Source organism: Rarobacter faecitabidus (assembly GCF_006716265.1).
Taxonomy (GTDB): Bacteria; Actinomycetota; Actinomycetes; order Actinomycetales; family Cellulomonadaceae; genus Rarobacter; species Rarobacter faecitabidus.
On record NZ_VFOS01000001.1, the window covers coordinates 1,703,740 to 1,720,608 of the forward strand.

Here is a 16,869-nt window from a genome sequence, read left to right on the forward strand (position 1 = left end):
GCACGAGAGTTGGAGTCACACGTTCAAGTGGCAGACATTAGTTTTTCGTGTGAACATTCACATGTCCCTAGCACCTTCGCGCACACGATCAGAGTAGATCCGGCGCGCCTGCTCGAAAGACTCATCAATGAACGCTTCAGTACAAGTGCGTCGCCGGAACGCTGGCAACGTTGTCAGGACGGCAGCCGCGTTCTTCGCGGTTGCCGCATTGGGGCTCACCGGCGCAGCCATGACGGTCGCCGCGCCCGCATCCAGCGACTACTCGACCTCGGCCGCATGCGCGGCTGAGGCCTGGACCGCCAAGAGCTACACAGGCGGATCCACGGTTACTCACAACGGACACAACTGGAACGCCAAATGGTGGGCCGAGCCGACGGACGTCCCCGGAAATGGGGACCCGTGGGCAGATCAGGGTTCGTGCGACGGTGGCGGCACAACCGGCCCCGGCGACGGTGGCGGGACGACTGGCCCCGGAGACGGTGGCGGGACGACTGGCCCCGGTACCGGCGGAGGTTCAGCCGATTCGGCCATCAATGGGTACCGTCGCGTGGGGTACTTCGCGCAATGGGGAATCTACGGACGTGACTTCATGCTCAACGACATGGTCGCGAACGGGTCGGTCAACGACCTCACTCACCTCAACTACGCGTTCATCGACGTAACGCAGGACGCAACCTGCAAGTCGGTCGACACGTACGCGGACTTCGAGAAGCACTTCACCGCCGCGGAATCGGTCGACGGCGTAGCCGATTCTTGGGAAACCGACGACATTGCCGGCAACTTTGGTCAACTGAAGAAGCTGAAGGCATCACATCCGCACCTGCGTGTTGTGCTGTCACTGGGCGGTTGGACATTGTCGAAGTACTTTTCGACCGCCGTATCCACGGCGGCAAACCGCGAAAAGCTGGTTTCGTCGTGCATCTCGCAGTTTATTGACGGCGATATCAGCGGTAAGGCTGGCTGGGGTGCAGGCATAATCGATGGCTTTGACATCGACTGGGAATGGCCGGCCGCGCCTGGCAATACCGGAAACGTCATCGACATGGCCAACGACAAAGCGAACTTTAAGGCGTTCCTCAAGGAATTCCGTCGGCAACTCGATGCCAAGGGAACAGCGAACGGCGGCAAACACTATCTCCTGTCCGCGTTCCTCCCCGCCGCCCCTTCGACAATTACCGTCGGCGGCTGGAACGATCCCGAAATCTACAACTATCTCGACTACGGCAACGTCCAGGGATATGACTTCTGGGGCGCTTGGGATCTATCGAAGACGGGCCACCAGAGCAATCTGTTTGACGACCCCGCGGACAACCGGCCGGCTGGCGAACGCTACAGCATTGACACCGCGATCAAGACGTACACGAACAACGGCGTCAACCCCGCACAACTTGGCGTAGGGCTGGCCCAGTACGCTCGCGGCTGGAAAGGCGCGACATCATCGAACGCATGGCAGGCGGGCGCCCTGAGCGCGGCTCCTGGCGAGTACGAGGCCGGCGTCAACGATTACGACGTCATCAAGGACGTCGGCCAAGGCTTTTACGACGCATCGATTGGCGCCGCTTGGCGCTTTGACGCCGCAACGGGTGAGTGGTGGTCGTATGACAACGTTCAGACGATTCAGCAAAAGGCCCAGTACATCGCCGATAACAACTTGGGTGGCGGAATGTTCTGGGAGTTGGATGGAGATTCGACGAATGTCCTACCCAATGCCCTCGACGTCAAACTCGCAACGCTTCCCGCCGGGCCAATCACTGGTGGCAGTGACACAGGCGGCGGCGGCAACACCGGCGGCGGCAACACCGGCGGCGGCAACACCGGCGGCGGCAACACCGGCGGCGGCAACACCGGCGGCGGCAACACCGGCGGCGGCAACACCGGCGGCGGCAACACCGGCGGCGGCAACACCGGCGGTGGCGGCGGAGACGACAACGGCGCAACCGGCGGCGATAGCACTGACGGCGGCAATGGGCAGAAATCTCCGAGCGTCACCTGGAAAGTCGATGACTACCAGGTCACGGTGAGCGGACTACAAACGACCCATGGGCGCGCAGGCAACGTCAGCGTGCGCCTCCTCAAGGACGGCAAACCCGGCGCCGGGACCGTGAAGTTCACTTTCGGCAGTACCACCACGTCGCTGAATCTTCACTCGGGTCGCGCGAGTCTGAAGCTTCCCAAACTGCTCGCGGCAGGACCCACCCCGGTGCGCATCGCCGTCGCCCCAACGGGTGACGCACAGTTCTCCCGCACGGTCATTGTGCGGGTCAAGAAGGCTACGGCCAAGGCAACGGTCACGGTTCCCCACAAGGGGAATGCAGTCTCGGCCGGGAAGCGACTCTCGGTTCGCCTGCGGTCGACCAAGGGGGTCAACCTCAAAGGCAAACTGCGGGCCTATTCGGGCAAGGCCAAGGTCGGGTCGGCGAAGGTCCGCAAGCGCGGCGGGAAGTGGATCGCCACCATCCGGATCGCGACCAAGGCCAGGCCCGGGAAGGTCACCTTCAAACTGAGCGGCAACAAGAACGTGGCCGCCAAGGTGAAGGGTAAGGTCCGGGTCCGATAGCGGTACCTCCCGGGGCATAAGCGAGCGGGGGCCGGTGGTGCGCATTCGCACCACCGGCCCCCGTAACGTTAGGCTCGCGGAATCGTTCGCGGACTTTTCGTGCGCTTGCCGCTTCTTGGACCGCAGCAAGCGACGGCGATCGCCGCTGACGATGCGACGCTAAGCCAACTACGACAGTTCTCCGAGAGTTGCGGAGAAATCGTCCGCGAAACCCGCCGGGGAGGGCGACCTACGCACCGAAACGCTCGGCAGCCTCCACGACATTGACCAGCAGCATCGCCCGCGTCATAGGGCCGACGCCGCCCGGGTTCGGCGAAAGCCAGCCAGCGATCTGCGCGGCAGCGGGCTCGACGTCGCCCACCACCTTGGCCTTGCCGGTTTCCGGATCCTCCACGCGGCTCACGCCCACGTCCAGGACAACGGCGCCGGGCTTGACGTCGGCCGCCTTGACGATGCCGGGGACACCCGCCGCGGCGACGATGACATCCGCCTCGCGCAGGAGAGCCGGCAGATCGGTGGTGCCTGTGTGCGTGAGCGTGACCGTCGCGTTGATCTCCTTGCGGGTCAGCAGCAAGCCGATCGAACGCCCCACCGTCACGCCGCGGCCCATCACCACGACGTGCTTACCCGCCCAGGAGATGCCGTGACGCTCCACGAGTTCGACGATCCCAGCCGGAGTGCACGGCAGCGACGACTCGATCTCGCCCGACGCCCGCAGTACGAGCCGCCCCAGGTTCGTCGGGTGCAGCCCGTCGGCGTCCTTGGCCGGATCGATCAGTTCGAGCACCCGGTTGGTGTCGATCCCCTTGGGCAGGGGCAGCTGAACGATGTAACCCGTGCAACTGGGATCGTCGTTGAGGCGCGCAACGGCGGCCTCAATCTCCTCCTGCGTGGCACTCGCGGGCAGATCCTCGCGAATCGACTCGATGCCGATCTCTGCGCAGTCGCGGTGCTTGCCCGCGACGTACCACTGGCTACCCGGGTCCTCGCCGACCAGCAGCGTGCCAAGGCCAGGGGTGATGCCCCGCGCCTTGAGGCCGCTGACGCGCTGCGCGAGCTCGGCCTTGATCGCCGTCGCGGTCGCCTTGCCGTCCAGAATCTGTGCGGACATCGGTCCCCCTCGGGCTCAGTACTGCTGCAGGTCGGGGTACAGCGGGAACTTGTCCGACAGCGCCTCCGTGCGCGCACGCAGCGCGGCGATGTCGGCGTTCTCGCCAGCGCTCAGGGCGATCGCGATGATGTCGGCGACCTCGGTGAACTCCTCGGCACCGAAACCGCGCGTGGCAAGGGCCGACGTGCCGATCCGAAGGCCGGAGGTGACCATCGGGGAGCGCGGGTCGTTCGGGACCGCGTTGCGGTTCACGGTGATGCCGACCTCGTGCAGCAGGTCCTCGGCCTGCTTGCCATCGATAGCGGCGTCCCGCAGGTCGACCAGGACGAGGTGCACGTCCGTACCCCCCGATCGCACGGCGACCCCAGCATCGGCGACATCCGCCTGGACGAGTCGCTCGGCGACGATCTTGGCACCATCGAGCGTGCGCTGCTGGCGGTCGCGGAATTCGTCGGTGGCCGCGAGCTTGAACGCCACGGCCTTGGCCGCGACCACGTGCATGAGCGGACCGCCCTGCTGGCCCGGGAACACCGCCGAGTTGATCTTCTTGGCCAGGTCCGCGTCATTGGTCAGGATGAAGCCGGAGCGCGGGCCGCCCAGCGTCTTGTGCGCGGTCGAGGATACGACGTGGGCGTGCGGCACCGGGCTCGGGTGCAGGCCGGCCGCAACGAGTCCCGCGAAGTGGGCCATGTCGACCCAGAGGTAGGCGCCGACCTCGTCCGCGATCTCACGGAACTTGGCGAAGTCGATCTGGCGCGGGTAGGCGGACCAACCGGCGATGATCACCTTGGGTTTGTGCTCGAGCGCGAGGCGGCGGACCTCGTCCATGTCGATGAGCGAGGTCTCCGGGTCGACGCCGTAGGCGACGATGTCGTATAGGCGGCCCGAGAAGTTGATCTTCATCCCGTGCGTCAGGTGGCCGCCCTGATCGAGAGCGAGGCCCAGCAGGGTGTCGCCCGGGCGAGCGATGGCGTGCAGCACCGAGGCGTTGGCCGTGGCGCCGGAGTGGGGCTGGACGTTCGCGAACTGAGCGCCGAACAGCGACTTCGCGCGTTCGATCGCGAGGTCCTCGGCGATGTCCACCTGCTCGCAGCCGCCGTAGTAGCGTCGGCCCGGGTAGCCCTCGGCGTACTTGTTCGTCAGGACGGAGCCCTGGGCCTGCAGCACGGCGCGGGGGACGAAGTTCTCCGACGCGATCATTTCCAGGGTGCCGCGCTGGCGGCCGAGTTCGCCGTCCAGGACGGCCGCGATCTCGGGGTCGAGGTCCGCGATGTTCTCGTTCAGGACGCGGGCAGAGTCATTGTTAGCGCTCACGATATCTCCTCGCATTAGTCTTCTCGTGGGAAACCACGGTCATGAGACGGGTTGGTCTGACACGTAACCGTTGGCCCAGGCGAACGACCTACGATTGACACTTGCGAAGTCGCTCCCCGGTGGTGATCCACCTCATGCGCCAGTTGCGACCGTTAACAATGCTACGACAGATGGCGGGCCGCGGTCAGTCCTTGCCCTGGGCGGCGAGAATCTTACGCAGGTACGCGTAGGTCAGCTTGCCCGTGGTGGCGTCGTGCTGATCCTCGTAGGCGTGATCGGGGTCGAGGTCCGCGATGTTCTCCTTCGAGTCCTTGCCGGTGAACACCCAGATCTCCGTGGTCTGCTCGGGCAGGTGGGGCAGGATCGCGAACATCAGTTGCGTACCAACACCTCGTCCTTGCTGGTCCGGAGCCACTGCCAGGCGGCCGAGCGTGGCCTTGTCGCCCTCGAACTCGACGCGCACAGAGCCCACGAGGCGGTGCCCCAGCCAAGCCCCGAGCGTCACGACGTCGGTCCGCGCGAGGTCGGCGCGCAACTCGTCCAAAGTCTGCGTGAGCGGCGGGATGTTCGGATCCCCGTATGCCTGCGCCTCCGTCACGAAGGCGGCGCGGCGCAGGGTGAGTAGTTCACCCGCCTGGGCAACCTCAACGGGTTCAATGTTGATCTCGACCGACTCGACTCTGGGTTCGCTCATGGATATATCGTCGCATCATCACGGGCATGGATGCATCTATGACGTCCGCGAGGCAACCAGCGCGCGGCCGCCTAGGACCGGCAACGCCGGGCGGCTAACCTTGTCTTGTGCCTACGCCAACCAAAGAGCCGACCAAAGACAAGTGGGTCCTCACGCTTTCCTGCCCCGACCGACCCGGAATCGTGCACGCCGTCACGGGGGTCCTCGCGGCCAGTGGCGGCAACATTACGGAGTCGCAGCAGTTTGGCGATCCCCTCACCAACACCTTCTTCATGCGCGTTGAGGTGGAGAGCGACTCGGATGCGAACCTGATCGCCACTTCCCTGACGCCCGTGGCCGATGAATTCGAGCTGTCCTGGCGACTCGACGCAGCGGATCGGCGCGTGCGCACGATCATCATGGTCTCGAAGGCCGCCCACTGCCTCAACGATCTGTTGTTCCGCCAGCGCGCGGGCGATCTGCCAATCGATGTCGCGGCCATCGTCTCGAACCACACGGATCTACGTGCGCTCGCCGAGTTCTACGACATCCCGTTCATTCACATTCCAGTGTCAGCGGATACAAAGGACGAGGCCGAACGCAAACTCGTGGAACTCGTGAACGCTCTCGACGTCGAACTCGTGGTGCTGGCCCGCTACATGCAGATCCTGTCGGACGAACTATGCGCCGAGCTCAGGGGCCGCGTGATCAACATCCATCACTCATTCCTGCCCAGTTTCAAGGGCGCCCGCCCGTACCACCAGGCGCATCAACGCGGCGTCAAACTGATCGGCGCGACATCCCACTACGTGACCGGCGATCTGGACGAGGGCCCCATCATCGAACAGGACGTCGAACGCGTCGACCATTCGCGTACCGCGGATCAACTCGTGGCGCTCGGCCAGGATGTCGAGCGCCGGGTGCTAGCCCGCGCGGTGCGCTGGCATGCGGAGCACCGCGTGCTCCTGAACGGCCGTAGCACCGTAGTGTTCCGCTGACCGTCGAGAAGTCGCGTGGATCGCTCAGGTAGCGCCCTTACCCGGCCGATAGTGACAGTGATAGCATCATTGCGCTGGAAGCCTGGGAAATCGCCAGCGGATTGGGTTCATGACCCGTGGAGGCAACGATGCGTCCACGAGCGGAACCACGGAGCCACACACATCGGAGGTCAGGCATGCGACTCAAGGTGATACGGACTATCGCTCTAGCGAGTGCGCTCGCCATCACCGCAGGGCTGACCGGATGCTCATCGGGTGGCGACGGAGCGGTCCAAGCGGAGCTGAGCAAGACCGAGGCCGAGGTCTTCACCTGGTGGGCCGATGGATCGGAGAAAGCCGGTCTCGACGCGCTCGTCGGCGTCATGGCTCAGCAGGCACCGAACGTGACGTTCGTCAACGCCGCCGTCGCCGGAGGCGCGGGTACCAATGCCCGCGAAGTACTCGCCGAGCGGCTCGCCATCTTCGACCCGCCGGACAGCTTCCAGCTTCACGCGGGCGCCGAGGCAGCCGACTACGTGAAGGACGGCCAGTTGCGCGACCTCACCTCTCTCTACGAGGAACTCGGTCTGCAGGAGGCATTCCCCCAAAGCCTGCTGGACAGCATGAAGGTCAATGACAAGATCTACTCGATCCCCGCGAACATTCACCGCGCCAACGTCGTCTGGGTGAATCCCGAGGTGCTCAAAGCGGCGGGCATCGACCCGAAGGAGAAGTTCAAGACCACCCGCGATTGGATCGAGGCGCTGCGCAAGATCCGCAAGATCGGCAAGACCCCGCTTGCGATCGGTCAATCCTGGACGCAGTTGCAGGTGTTTGAGACAACGCTGCTGGCCGATCTAGGCGCCGACAAGTACTCGGGGCTGTGGAACGGTAAGACGAGTTGGACGAGCGCCGAAGTCGGTAGCGCCATCGACAACTTCCGGACCCTCATGTCGCTCACGAACGAGAACCGTAACGACCTCGAGTGGCAGCAGGCGCTCGGAATGGTCCAGGACGGCAGCGCCGGCTTCAACATCATGGGCGACTGGGCTGCCGCGGAACTCGAGGGCCAGGGTGTGACCCTCGGGACGGACATCCTCTACTACCCGGTTCCCGGCACGGAGGGAGACTTCGACTTCCTCGCTGACGCATTCACCCTCCCCGTGGGAGCCCCCAACCCGGACGGCGCCAAGGCGTGGCTCACGGCAGTGGCCTCGCCAGCCGGGCAGATCGCCTTCAACAAGGCAAAGGGCTCCATCCCGGCCCGAACCGATGTGGACACCTCGACGTTCAGCGAGTACCAGCAGGGCGCCCTGAAGGACTTCTCCGAGAACACCATCGTCGCCTCGCTGGCGCACGGTGCCGCCGCATCGCCCACCGCCTCGGGAATCATCACAACAGCCCTCGGCGACTTCCTCGCCAGCCGCATCGACCAGGCGGAATTCCAGTCGACAGTCGCGGCCGCTTTCAAGTAGCACGCCGACGAAGGGGTGGGGCGCGGCCATTCGGCCGCACCCCACCCCTTCGTAGTTCCCCGTTACGGGTGCAGTCCGAACCTATCCGCGCATGCGAGCCTCGGTCTCGCCGCCCCTGCGCGCCGTCGAATCCCGGCCAGGCCGCATTGGACCGCTCGGCCCGAGCGCAGCCGAGCGCGGCCGAGCGCAGCCGAGCGCAGCCGAGCGCAGCCGAGCGCAGCCGAGCGCTCAATCGTCCTCACGGACGAATCGCAGCAGCCGGCCGGATCGGCGCAACCGGCCGTCGGCCGAGAACCGAGGACGAGGCAAGGGTGCGCCGCGGAACTGGCGAGGATGACGGTAGTTTCCAAGCGCGCCGCGTCAAGGCCGTAAAAGTCAGCACCGCGGCCTTGCGTGCGGACATTTCTTCGCCCGGGGTGGATCGTCTGCCAAGGCCGAGAAACTCACGCCTGCGGAATTGCCGACGGACCTTGCCCGACCCTCGCCAGGCCGCTCGGCGCGCCGGACGGAGGCCATCCGTGCGCGGTCCCGCGCCACGGCCGTAGCGCATAGCAGTGGGGGCTATGACCCCGCCCAAAGGTCATAGCCCCCACTGTGGCAATCCGGCTAGTTCAGCGGATCACCGAACTCGAGCGGTCACTGCCTTCTTGGCCTTTGACTTCCCGAGAACCTTGGTGGCCCGATACGAACTGGTCACCTTGTACTTGCCGGCCTTGGACCGCTTGAAGGTTACCTTGACGACACCCTTCTTCTTGGCCTTCAGCTTGACGGTCTTCTTCTTCTTGCCGACCGTCACGACGACTTTGCCCGTCGGGGCGCTGGTGGCGGCCGTCCGGACGCGCACTGTCACGGTGACGCTCTTGCCCTTGACCTTGACCTTCTGGGTCGTGGTCGTCTTGGCCTTGGCAACACTCTTGGCAGCCGATACGGCCTGCGCCTTGACGTAGCCGGTCTTGTGAGCCGTCGCCCGAACGCTGATCTTCTTGCCGACATCGACCTTGGTCAGCGTGTACTTAGCGCCAGTGGCCCCCGAGATCGGCTTACCGCCGCGTAGCCATTCGTAGGTGACAAGATCCGCCGACGGGGTGGTTCCCGAGAGGTTGGCCGTCAGCGTACGACCGTATCGGAAGACCCCGTTGACCGTCACCTTGCCTGGGCTGGTGAACTTCGGCGCCACCGGACCATCCGGGCCGCCATCCTTCACGGTGAAGTTGACCGTGTAGGTCTTGGTGGCCGTACCGTTCGGCGCAGTGACGGTGACGGTGGTGTGACCCGGAACGGCTGCGGCCGCGGTGACGCTCACCACTGCTGACACCTCGCTCGGAGTGGCCGTGACGACCGGCACCGATGCGCCCTTAGGCAACTCGATCGAGTAACTCGTCACCGACGAGTTGAAGCCCTCGATGATCGAGCCGTTCACCTTCAGGTCCGCCAGGTTGGCGTTCGCCGACGGAACCGAGTCCGCCGGGTTGAGCACCGTTCCAGCAATGCTTGCCAGTGCCACGATCGCCTGGGCTGGTTCTCCCGATACGATCTGACGCTGGGCGAGCGCAAAGGCCTTGGCGTCACCCGCCACATAGTCGCTGGCCGCGGCATCCGTCGCGATCGAAGCGACCGTGGCGGCGGCAGCGACGTTCTCGTCGCCGGCAAGCAGAGCGGCAAGTTGCTGCGCCGCCTTCAAGCCCGCCGCCTGGTTCTGGAATGCCCCAGAGGGCGCCCACAGACTGCTGTCGGCAAGCAGCGAATCCAGTAGTTGCTGCGCGCCGGTGGGCACCTTGCCCGAGAGCGACTGGAGACGCTGCTTCGCGGTGTCGGTACGCAGGCCCCATCCGAACGGATAGGCGGGCGCGTAGGTGGCGTCGCCAACATTGATCGGCAGTTGGGAGGTGCTGGCCGGCCAGGTGACCGGGAGTGAACCGGTGAACGGCTTGGTGCCGAACAGGACGTCGGCGACGCCCTCGCCCTCTGAACCAGGTAGCCACGATGCGACGATCGCGTCAACGCCATTGAACTGGGCCGAGTCCAGGATCTGAGTGCGTCCGGAGACGACCAAGACCACGAGTTTGTCGACCTTCTGCGCGACGTTGGTGATCGCAGTCTTGTCGGATGCGCTCAGTTCCATGGAGATGTTCGGCTTGTTGCCGACATCGCCCTCGCCCTCCGCGTACGGGTCCTCACCGACGACGACCACGCCGACGTCATACGTTGAGCTCGGAACCGCATTGCTGGATGCGATGGTCACGTTGTCCCCGCCCACGGCCTTGATGGCCTGACCGATCGTGGTGCCCGTCGTCGTGGCGCCAGATCCGCCCTGCCAGGTGATGGTCCAACCACCCATCTGGCGACCGAGGTTATCGGCCGATGAACCGGCGACGTAGATCGACTCGCTGGCGGACAGCGGCAGCGCACCACCGGAGTTCTTCAGCAGCACCTGCGACTTCGCGGCAGCATCGCGAGCCACGCTGCGGTTTGCCGCCGAGCCCACGTTGTCGACGTTGTCGCGCTCTGCGAAGGGCTGCTCGAACAGGCCGAGCGCGAACTTCTGCGTCAGGATGCGCGTAACAGCATCATCGATGCGCGTCTGGGCAACCAGGTTCTCCGCGAGACCCTGCTTGATGGATTCGATGAAGGTCGCATAGTTGTACGGCGACATCATCATGTCCATACCAGCGTTGACCGAGTCGATCGCGGCCTTCTTGTAGGCTCCGGGAGCATTCCCGTTGCCCCCCAGGTTCACCGGCAGGCCGGCGACTTTGTCGATGCCCTCCCAGTCGGAGATCAGGAAGCCCTTGAAGCCCATGTCACCCTTGAGCACGTCGGTGTTCAGTTCCTTGTTGACGTGCATCCGAACCGGTGTGCCGCTTCCGATCTGGACCGCCGAGTAGGACGGCATGATCGAGGCGACGCCAGCCTTGAGCGCGGGCTCGTAGACGGATGCGTGCAGATCGAGGAATTCCTGTAGGGACGAGGCCTTCGTGACGCCCTGGTCGAGCTTGTAGGATCCGGTACCCGTGCCGTACTCCGTACCGCCGTCACCGGCCCAGTGCTTCGCCGTAGCGAGCACCTTGTTGGCACCGCTCATATCGGACGGATCGGTTCCCTGGAGGCCCTCGACCGCCTGCTTTGCGTAGGTCTTGACCAGTGCAGGGTCTTCACCGAAGGACTCGTAACTACGACCCCAGCGCTCGTCGCGGCTGACGGCCAGCGTGGGCGCGAAGGTCCAGGGGATTCCGGTTGCCCGAACTTCCTGTGCGGTGACCTTCATGCCGTCCTCGATGACCTGCGGATCACGGGTGGCCCCGAGTCCGATGTTGTGCGGCAGGATGGTCGCACCAACGACGTTCGAGTGGCCGTGAACCGCATCGACGCCGTAGATCAGCGGGATTTGCAGACGCGTGGACAGGGCCTCGCGTTGGTAGCCGTCAACCATGTCGGCCCATCCCGAAGGGGTGTTGTCCTCCGGCACCGAACCGCCCCCGGAGAGCACAGAGCCGAGGTACAGATCGGCGATGGAGTTCGTCGACAGACCCAGGCGTTCAGCCTGAGCCATCTGTCCGATCTTCTCCTCATTCGTCATACGACCCACGAGGTCGCTCGCACGCGCCTCGTCCGAGAGTGACGAGTTGAGGTACGGGAAGCCGTGCGCGTTGATGACGATGCGGCCGTCCCCGGAGGCCGAGGCATTGGCCGAGTTCAGTTGGACACTGATGGACTTGGCAACGGAGGGTGCGGAGGATTCGGTCGTCTCGACGGTGAATGTCTGAGTCGTACCCGATTCGCTCCCGGCCTCGAAGGTGACCGTGCCGCTCGCTGCGGTGTAGTCAGTCCCCTCAACGGCGCTGCCGTCCACTGTGTTGTAGTTCACCTCAACGTCTTGCGCCAACGGCTGCCCGTCCGTCGTGGTGGCGGCGATCGTCACCACTGCGTCGTCACCAGCGTCCACGAGAGTGACTGCGGGTGACAGCGTCAGTTCGATGTCGTCAGCGCTAGTCGCGCCGCCGTAGGCCTCAATGCTGTCGATCTTGTACCCCGTGGCAGCAGTCCCTGCCGGGAAGGTGACCGAGTAACCCCAACCTTTGGCAAGGTTCGGAGTCGCGTCCGTCTCCACGCCCGAACCGTTGTACCAGTTCTGCTGGTAGTCAGTGCGGACCCGCATAGCGCTAAAGGGAATCTCTACGAGCTTCCAGCGCGTCGGGTTGCCCTGAGCGTCCTTGCCCCAGTTGTCCTTGAACGACGTGTCGAACAGCGTTGAGGTGCCCGCAGCTGTGGAACCAGCGCGGATTTCGAACTTGATATCGTTTCCGGCCGTTGGCGATGCTGGGTTGTTTTCCATGGACGAGTACCACCAGAAGCGAATGCCCTTGTACAAACGCCAGTCCTGGGGAGCTGAGAAGTTCTGCGTCAGCCCTCCCCACGAACCGCTGGTGATCTCGTAGGTCCCGGCGAGGACGTTGTTCGTCGCGTCAGCGTCGCCGCTACGGTCGTCCGTCACCTTGGCGATGGTGGGGTAACTCGGCTCGTCTCCACCCCAGGGGTAGATACCCGGCATCGTGCCCTCGTCGACAATGTCGTTGTCCGCCGTGTCGGTGTCGAAGTCCTCGATGTTACCCGCGAGTTCGTGGAGTTCGAGATCATCGATGGTGGCGACGTGGTCGCCCCACCAGCCCAGGGACAGCGTCACGCCGCGAACCTGCTTGGGGTTGAAGGGCAGTTGCTCACTCGCACCCGCTCCCTGAATGTTGTCCCAGCCATCGAAGTCGAAGACGAGTCGCGTCCACTCATCGGTGTCCGCAAAGTGCCATTCGTAGGTGGTCCAGGTAGATTCCGCGGCCGAGGGGCCGGTCTTGATCTGGAGGTACAGATCGTTCTTGCCGCTGTCGGAACCCTTGAACCACAGGCCGAGCGCGTCGTAATCCTTCCAGTTTTGCTGCGAGGCAAAGTTCCAGAACAATCCCGACCAGCTCGTCGAGCTCACGTCGGCGCTGACAGCGTTGCTTCCCTCAGCGGCGTCAGGCCGGTCGGAGGGAACGGAGGAGAGCGTCACAGAGTCACCCGCATCGCCATCGGCGTAGGTGAATCCGGGCCAGCCGTCTTCCAGGTCATCAAACGTGACCCACTTACCTGTCGATGGCAGCGGCTGCGGCGCGTCTGCGATATTCACTGTGTGGGTGACCGTACCGCCAAGAATCGTGGGAGTGGATGGGTTTGACAAGGTGAGAGTGAATGTCCCGCTTGCCGCATCGGCTGGGATTGCGCTCTCGATGTTGACCGTTGTTTCACCCGCGGGAATGGTCACGTCCTCATCGACAGCGGTGTAGTCCTGCCCTGCGACGGCGGTGCCATCGGCTGAGGTCACGTGCACTGTCGTATCGGTCGCGGAGGTTTGACTCAGTCGCACCGGGATGGAGGCCGTGGTTCCTGCGTCGACATTGCTGCTAGCCGACGAGAATCCGACAAGAGTCTGGTCCGATACGCCCCAGACCTCGAACGAGAAGAGGGAATACCCGTAGTAGTGGATCGTGTGACCGTCACCCCACTCTATTTCCCAGTCGTTCGGAATCTGTTCGGTCATCTCGAGACGGAGGTAACGTGCGTGCGTTCCCTCGATGTCGTGGACGACGATGCCGCCCATGCCATCGGTCACCGTGGCCTGGGTGGTCCAGGACTCAGGCTCCTCCGGATCGGATACTGCGGAGGAGAGGGTATACGCCTTCGCTGCGGATGCCTCCCAGTCGAGCCTGACCGAATCGAGATCGGCTTCTGCACCGAGATCCACCTGGAACCAAACGGGGCCACCAGTACCGTTGGGATCGGTGTCGTCATCGGTACCGCTTGCCCAACGACTGGTCGTGGAGGGCTGTTCGCTGCCGATGCCATCGATGGCCAACTCCGCAGGGAAGGAACCGTCCCCGTTGTTCTGGAAGCGGCTCGCGGTTGCCGTGCCCGACAGTGCGAGATCCGAAAGACCCGAATCGCCGGGGGCGGCCTGCGCAGGGGCGGCCAGCCCGGTGACGGCGACGGCTCCCGCTGCGAGGAACGCGAGTCCTCTCGATAGGCCGCGGCGAGACCAAGCTGGTCCTCGCGACAGAGGGTGGGCATTAGTACTCATCCGTGTTCTCCATCTTTGAATTTCGAAGGGCGCCGCCGGTTGATCTCCGACTCGACACCGTTCATCCACACCACTAGGGGACGCCGAGCAGCCGCCGGAAGGGTCATTGGTGTCATCGCTGACATGCAATTGATCCGAAACCGACGATATTCAAGCCCTCCACCGTCATCCTTGCCGGTCGGTGAAACTCAAATAAGCACTCGTGCTCAACGTATTGTAATCGCTCTCATGGCGCAATTCCAACCAAATGAAATCGAATCTTCAAGCAATAAACACAGCCGCCGAGCGGCACTGTCACAGCAGGCCGCGCGCCTGCACCACTTGCCTCTCCCAGAGGATTTCATCCACGGATGCAGCGATGGATTTGCGTGCACCGGCGTCGAGTTCGAGGTCAGGCACGACCTGCCAGTCTTGCCCGGCGGAGACTACGGGGAAGGAGCAGAAGATCCCCTCGGGCACGCCGTATTCGCCACGCGAGAGCAATGCCGCGCTCGTCCAGTCATCGGGTGCGGTGCCGCCGGCCCAGTCGCGCACGTGATCGATGATGGCATTGGCCGCGGATGCCGCAGACGATCTGCCGCGCACCTCGATGATCTCCGCGCCGCGGCCCGCCACGCGGGGAATGAACTCGTCCCGGATCCAGGTTTCATCCGCGAGACGCGGATGACCGGCAACGCCGTCAATCGTCACGTTGCTCAAGTCGGGATACTGCGTGCTGGAGTGATTGCCCCAGATCGAAAGGCGGCGCACGTGACCGGGATCGATGCCAACTCGCTTCGCCACCTGAGCGAGGGCACGGTTATGGTCGAGGCGGGTGAGCGCGGAGAACCTCGCCGCCGGGACATCGGGGGCATGCGACTGCGCGATGAGCGCATTCGTGTTGGCTGGATTCCCGACCACCACCACTCGGATGTCCTCGGCGGCGTGGTCGTTGATGGCGCGACCCTGCGGAGCGAAGATTCCAGCATTGGCCGCCAGGAGGTCGGATCGCTCCATCCCCGCCGTTCTCGGCCGCGCTCCCACAAGAACTGCCACGGAAGCGCCGTCGAGGGCGCGATTCGCGTCATCGAAGACCTCGACGCCGGCAAGCAGCGGAAAGGCGCAATCCTCAAGTTCAAGGATCACGCCTTCCGCCGCCCGCAATGCGTCGGGCACCTCAAGCAGCCGAAGCCTGACCGGGACCTCGGGGCCGAACATGGCACCCGCGGCCACGCGGAACAACAGGGCGTAGCCGATCTGACCCGCAGCCCCCGTGACCGTGATGGTAACTGGCTCGCGTCGAAGCGTCGTTGCTGGTCGGACGGTCACGGTTGGCTCCTGGATGCGTCGCTTCCGGTGCCGCGCTGCGGCACGTTGTCAGGCCAGGCGCGCCGCCAGAGCCTCGTCCAGCGTGGCGAGGAATTCCTCGGTGGTCTGCCACGGCTGGTCCGGCCCGACGAGCAGCGCCAAGTCCTTCGTCATCTTGCCAGATTCCACCGCCTTAATCACGACGTCCTCCAGCGTGGCAGCGAATTCCGTCACCTCGGGAGTCCCGTCGAGTTTGCCGCGGTGCTTCAGTCCACCGGTCCACGCGAAGATCGAGGCGATCGGGTTGGTGGAGGTCGGCTTGCCCTGCTGGTGCTGGCGGTAGTGGCGAGTCACGGTCCCGTGCGCCGCCTCGGCCTCGACGGTCTTGCCGTCCGGCGTCATCAGGACGGACGTCATCAGGCCGAGCGAGCCGAAGCCCTGGGCGACGGTGTCCGACTGCACGTCGCCGTCGTAGTTCTTGCACGCCCAGACGTAGCCCCCCTCCCACTTCATCGCCGACGCAACCATGTCGTCGATGAGCCGGTGCTCATAGGTGAGGCCCGCGGCGTCGAACTGCTCCTTGTACTCGGCGTCGAAGACCTCCTGGAAAAGGTCCTTGAACCGGCCGTCGTATGCCTTGAGGATCGTGTTCTTGGTCGAGAGGTACACCGGGTAGGACCGCTGCAGCCCGTAGGCGAACGACGCGCGAGCGAAGTCGCGGATGGACTGATCCAGGTTGTACTGAACCTGCGCGATACCACCGCTCGGGTAGTTGAAGACGGTGTGCTCGATGGGCTCGGAGCCGTCCGACGGCGTGAAGGTCACCGTGAGGGTGCCCTCCGTCGGAACGACGAAGTCGGTGGCGCGGTACTGATCGCCGAATGCGTGTCGTCCGATGATAATCGGCTTGGTCCAGCCGGGTACCAGGCGCGGGATGTTCGAGATGATGATCGGCTCGCGGAACACCACACCCCCGAGGATGTTGCGAATTGTTCCGTTGGGCGACTTCCACATCTTCTTCAGGCCGAACTCCTCGACGCGGGCCTCGTCCGGGGTGATCGTCGCGCACTTGACGCCGACGTTGTACCTCTTGATGGCCTCGGCGGCATCGATCGTAACCTGGTCGTCCGTTGCGTCCCGGTTCTCCACCGACAGGTCGTAGTACTTGAGGTCGATGTCCAGGTACGGATGGATGAGGCGGTCCTTGATGAACTGCCAGATGATACGAGTCATCTCATCGCCGTCGAGTTCGACGACGGGGTTGAGGACCTTGATCTTGGACATGCGGAAGGCTCCTGTCGATGGGGAGGTTGTGCGGGCTCAAGACTACCGGATATCTCGACGTCAAGATACTTCTGAACAGGCC

At 64.2% G+C, this 16,869-nt stretch carries 9 protein-coding genes and 1 riboswitch; of the genes, 3 read left to right on the forward strand and 6 right to left on the reverse strand.

From position 1 onward, the window contains the following. Positions 1-127 precede the first annotated feature (127 nt). Positions 128-2,557 carry a glycosyl hydrolase family 18 protein gene (locus FB461_RS11990; RefSeq protein ID WP_170222648.1) on the forward strand — a complete coding sequence of 810 codons (2,430 nt, stop codon included), beginning with the start codon at positions 128-130 and terminating at the stop codon, positions 2,555-2,557. Positions 2,558-2,786: 229 nt separating this feature from the next. Here the strand turns inward: FB461_RS11990 and FB461_RS07485 are convergent, their stop codons facing one another. The 3 genes from FB461_RS07485 to FB461_RS07495 form a co-directional block, all read right to left on the reverse strand. Continuing rightward, positions 2,787-3,668, reverse strand: coding sequence for a bifunctional methylenetetrahydrofolate dehydrogenase/methenyltetrahydrofolate cyclohydrolase (locus FB461_RS07485; protein ID WP_142120357.1), 882 nt, complete (start codon positions 3,666-3,668; stop codon positions 2,787-2,789). Positions 3,669-3,683: 15 nt separating this feature from the next. After that, entirely contained in the window at positions 3,684-4,982 is a 1,299-nt protein-coding gene (gene glyA, locus FB461_RS07490) for a serine hydroxymethyltransferase (RefSeq protein WP_425466891.1), read from the reverse strand. 66 nt (positions 4,983-5,048) lie between these two features. After that, positions 5,049-5,139, reverse strand: a riboswitch (ZMP/ZTP riboswitch). A gap of 27 nt (positions 5,140-5,166) precedes the next feature. Next, positions 5,167-5,676, reverse strand: coding sequence for a GNAT family N-acetyltransferase (locus FB461_RS07495; protein ID WP_142120361.1), 510 nt, complete (start codon positions 5,674-5,676; stop codon positions 5,167-5,169). A gap of 107 nt (positions 5,677-5,783) precedes the next feature. Here FB461_RS07495 and purU point away from each other — a divergent pair, with 107 nt between their 5' ends. Further along, the gene (purU, locus tag FB461_RS07500) at positions 5,784-6,653 is read left to right on the forward strand and encodes a formyltetrahydrofolate deformylase (RefSeq protein WP_142120363.1); all 870 of its coding nucleotides are present in this window, start codon (positions 5,784-5,786) and stop codon (positions 6,651-6,653) included. A 176-nt stretch (positions 6,654-6,829) separates the two neighbouring features. Beyond that, positions 6,830-8,107: an ABC transporter substrate-binding protein gene (locus tag FB461_RS07505; protein WP_142120365.1), complete on the forward strand. Its 1,278-nt coding sequence runs from the start codon at positions 6,830-6,832 to the stop codon at positions 8,105-8,107. A 619-nt stretch (positions 8,108-8,726) separates the two neighbouring features. On the opposite strand, the gene FB461_RS07510 is transcribed toward FB461_RS07505, so the two are convergent. The 3 genes from FB461_RS07510 to FB461_RS07520 form a co-directional block, all read right to left on the reverse strand. After that, entirely contained in the window at positions 8,727-14,216 is a 5,490-nt protein-coding gene (locus FB461_RS07510) for a glycoside hydrolase family 3 N-terminal domain-containing protein (RefSeq protein WP_142120367.1), read from the reverse strand. Positions 14,217-14,510: 294 nt separating this feature from the next. Further along, entirely contained in the window at positions 14,511-15,524 is a 1,014-nt protein-coding gene (locus FB461_RS07515) for a malate dehydrogenase (RefSeq protein ID WP_142120369.1), read from the reverse strand. 48 nt (positions 15,525-15,572) lie between these two features. After that, entirely contained in the window at positions 15,573-16,787 is a 1,215-nt protein-coding gene (locus tag FB461_RS07520) for an NADP-dependent isocitrate dehydrogenase (RefSeq protein WP_142120371.1), read from the reverse strand. Between the last annotated feature and the right edge of the window lie 82 nt (positions 16,788-16,869).

Coding starts and splice junctions, on each gene's coding strand:
- FB461_RS07520 (WP_142120371.1), bottom strand. CDS start 16,787: ATGTCCAAGATCAAGGTCCTCAACCCCGTCGTCGAACTCGACGGCGAT.
- FB461_RS07510 (WP_142120367.1), bottom strand. CDS start 14,216: ATGAGTACTAATGCCCACCCTCTGTCGCGAGGACCAGCTTGGTCTCGC.
- FB461_RS11990 (WP_170222648.1), top strand. CDS start 128: ATGAACGCTTCAGTACAAGTGCGTCGCCGGAACGCTGGCAACGTTGTC.
- FB461_RS07505 (WP_142120365.1), top strand. CDS start 6,830: ATGCGACTCAAGGTGATACGGACTATCGCTCTAGCGAGTGCGCTCGCC.
- FB461_RS07495 (WP_142120361.1), bottom strand. CDS start 5,676: ATGAGCGAACCCAGAGTCGAGTCGGTCGAGATCAACATTGAACCCGTT.
- FB461_RS07485 (WP_142120357.1), bottom strand. CDS start 3,668: ATGTCCGCACAGATTCTGGACGGCAAGGCGACCGCGACGGCGATCAAG.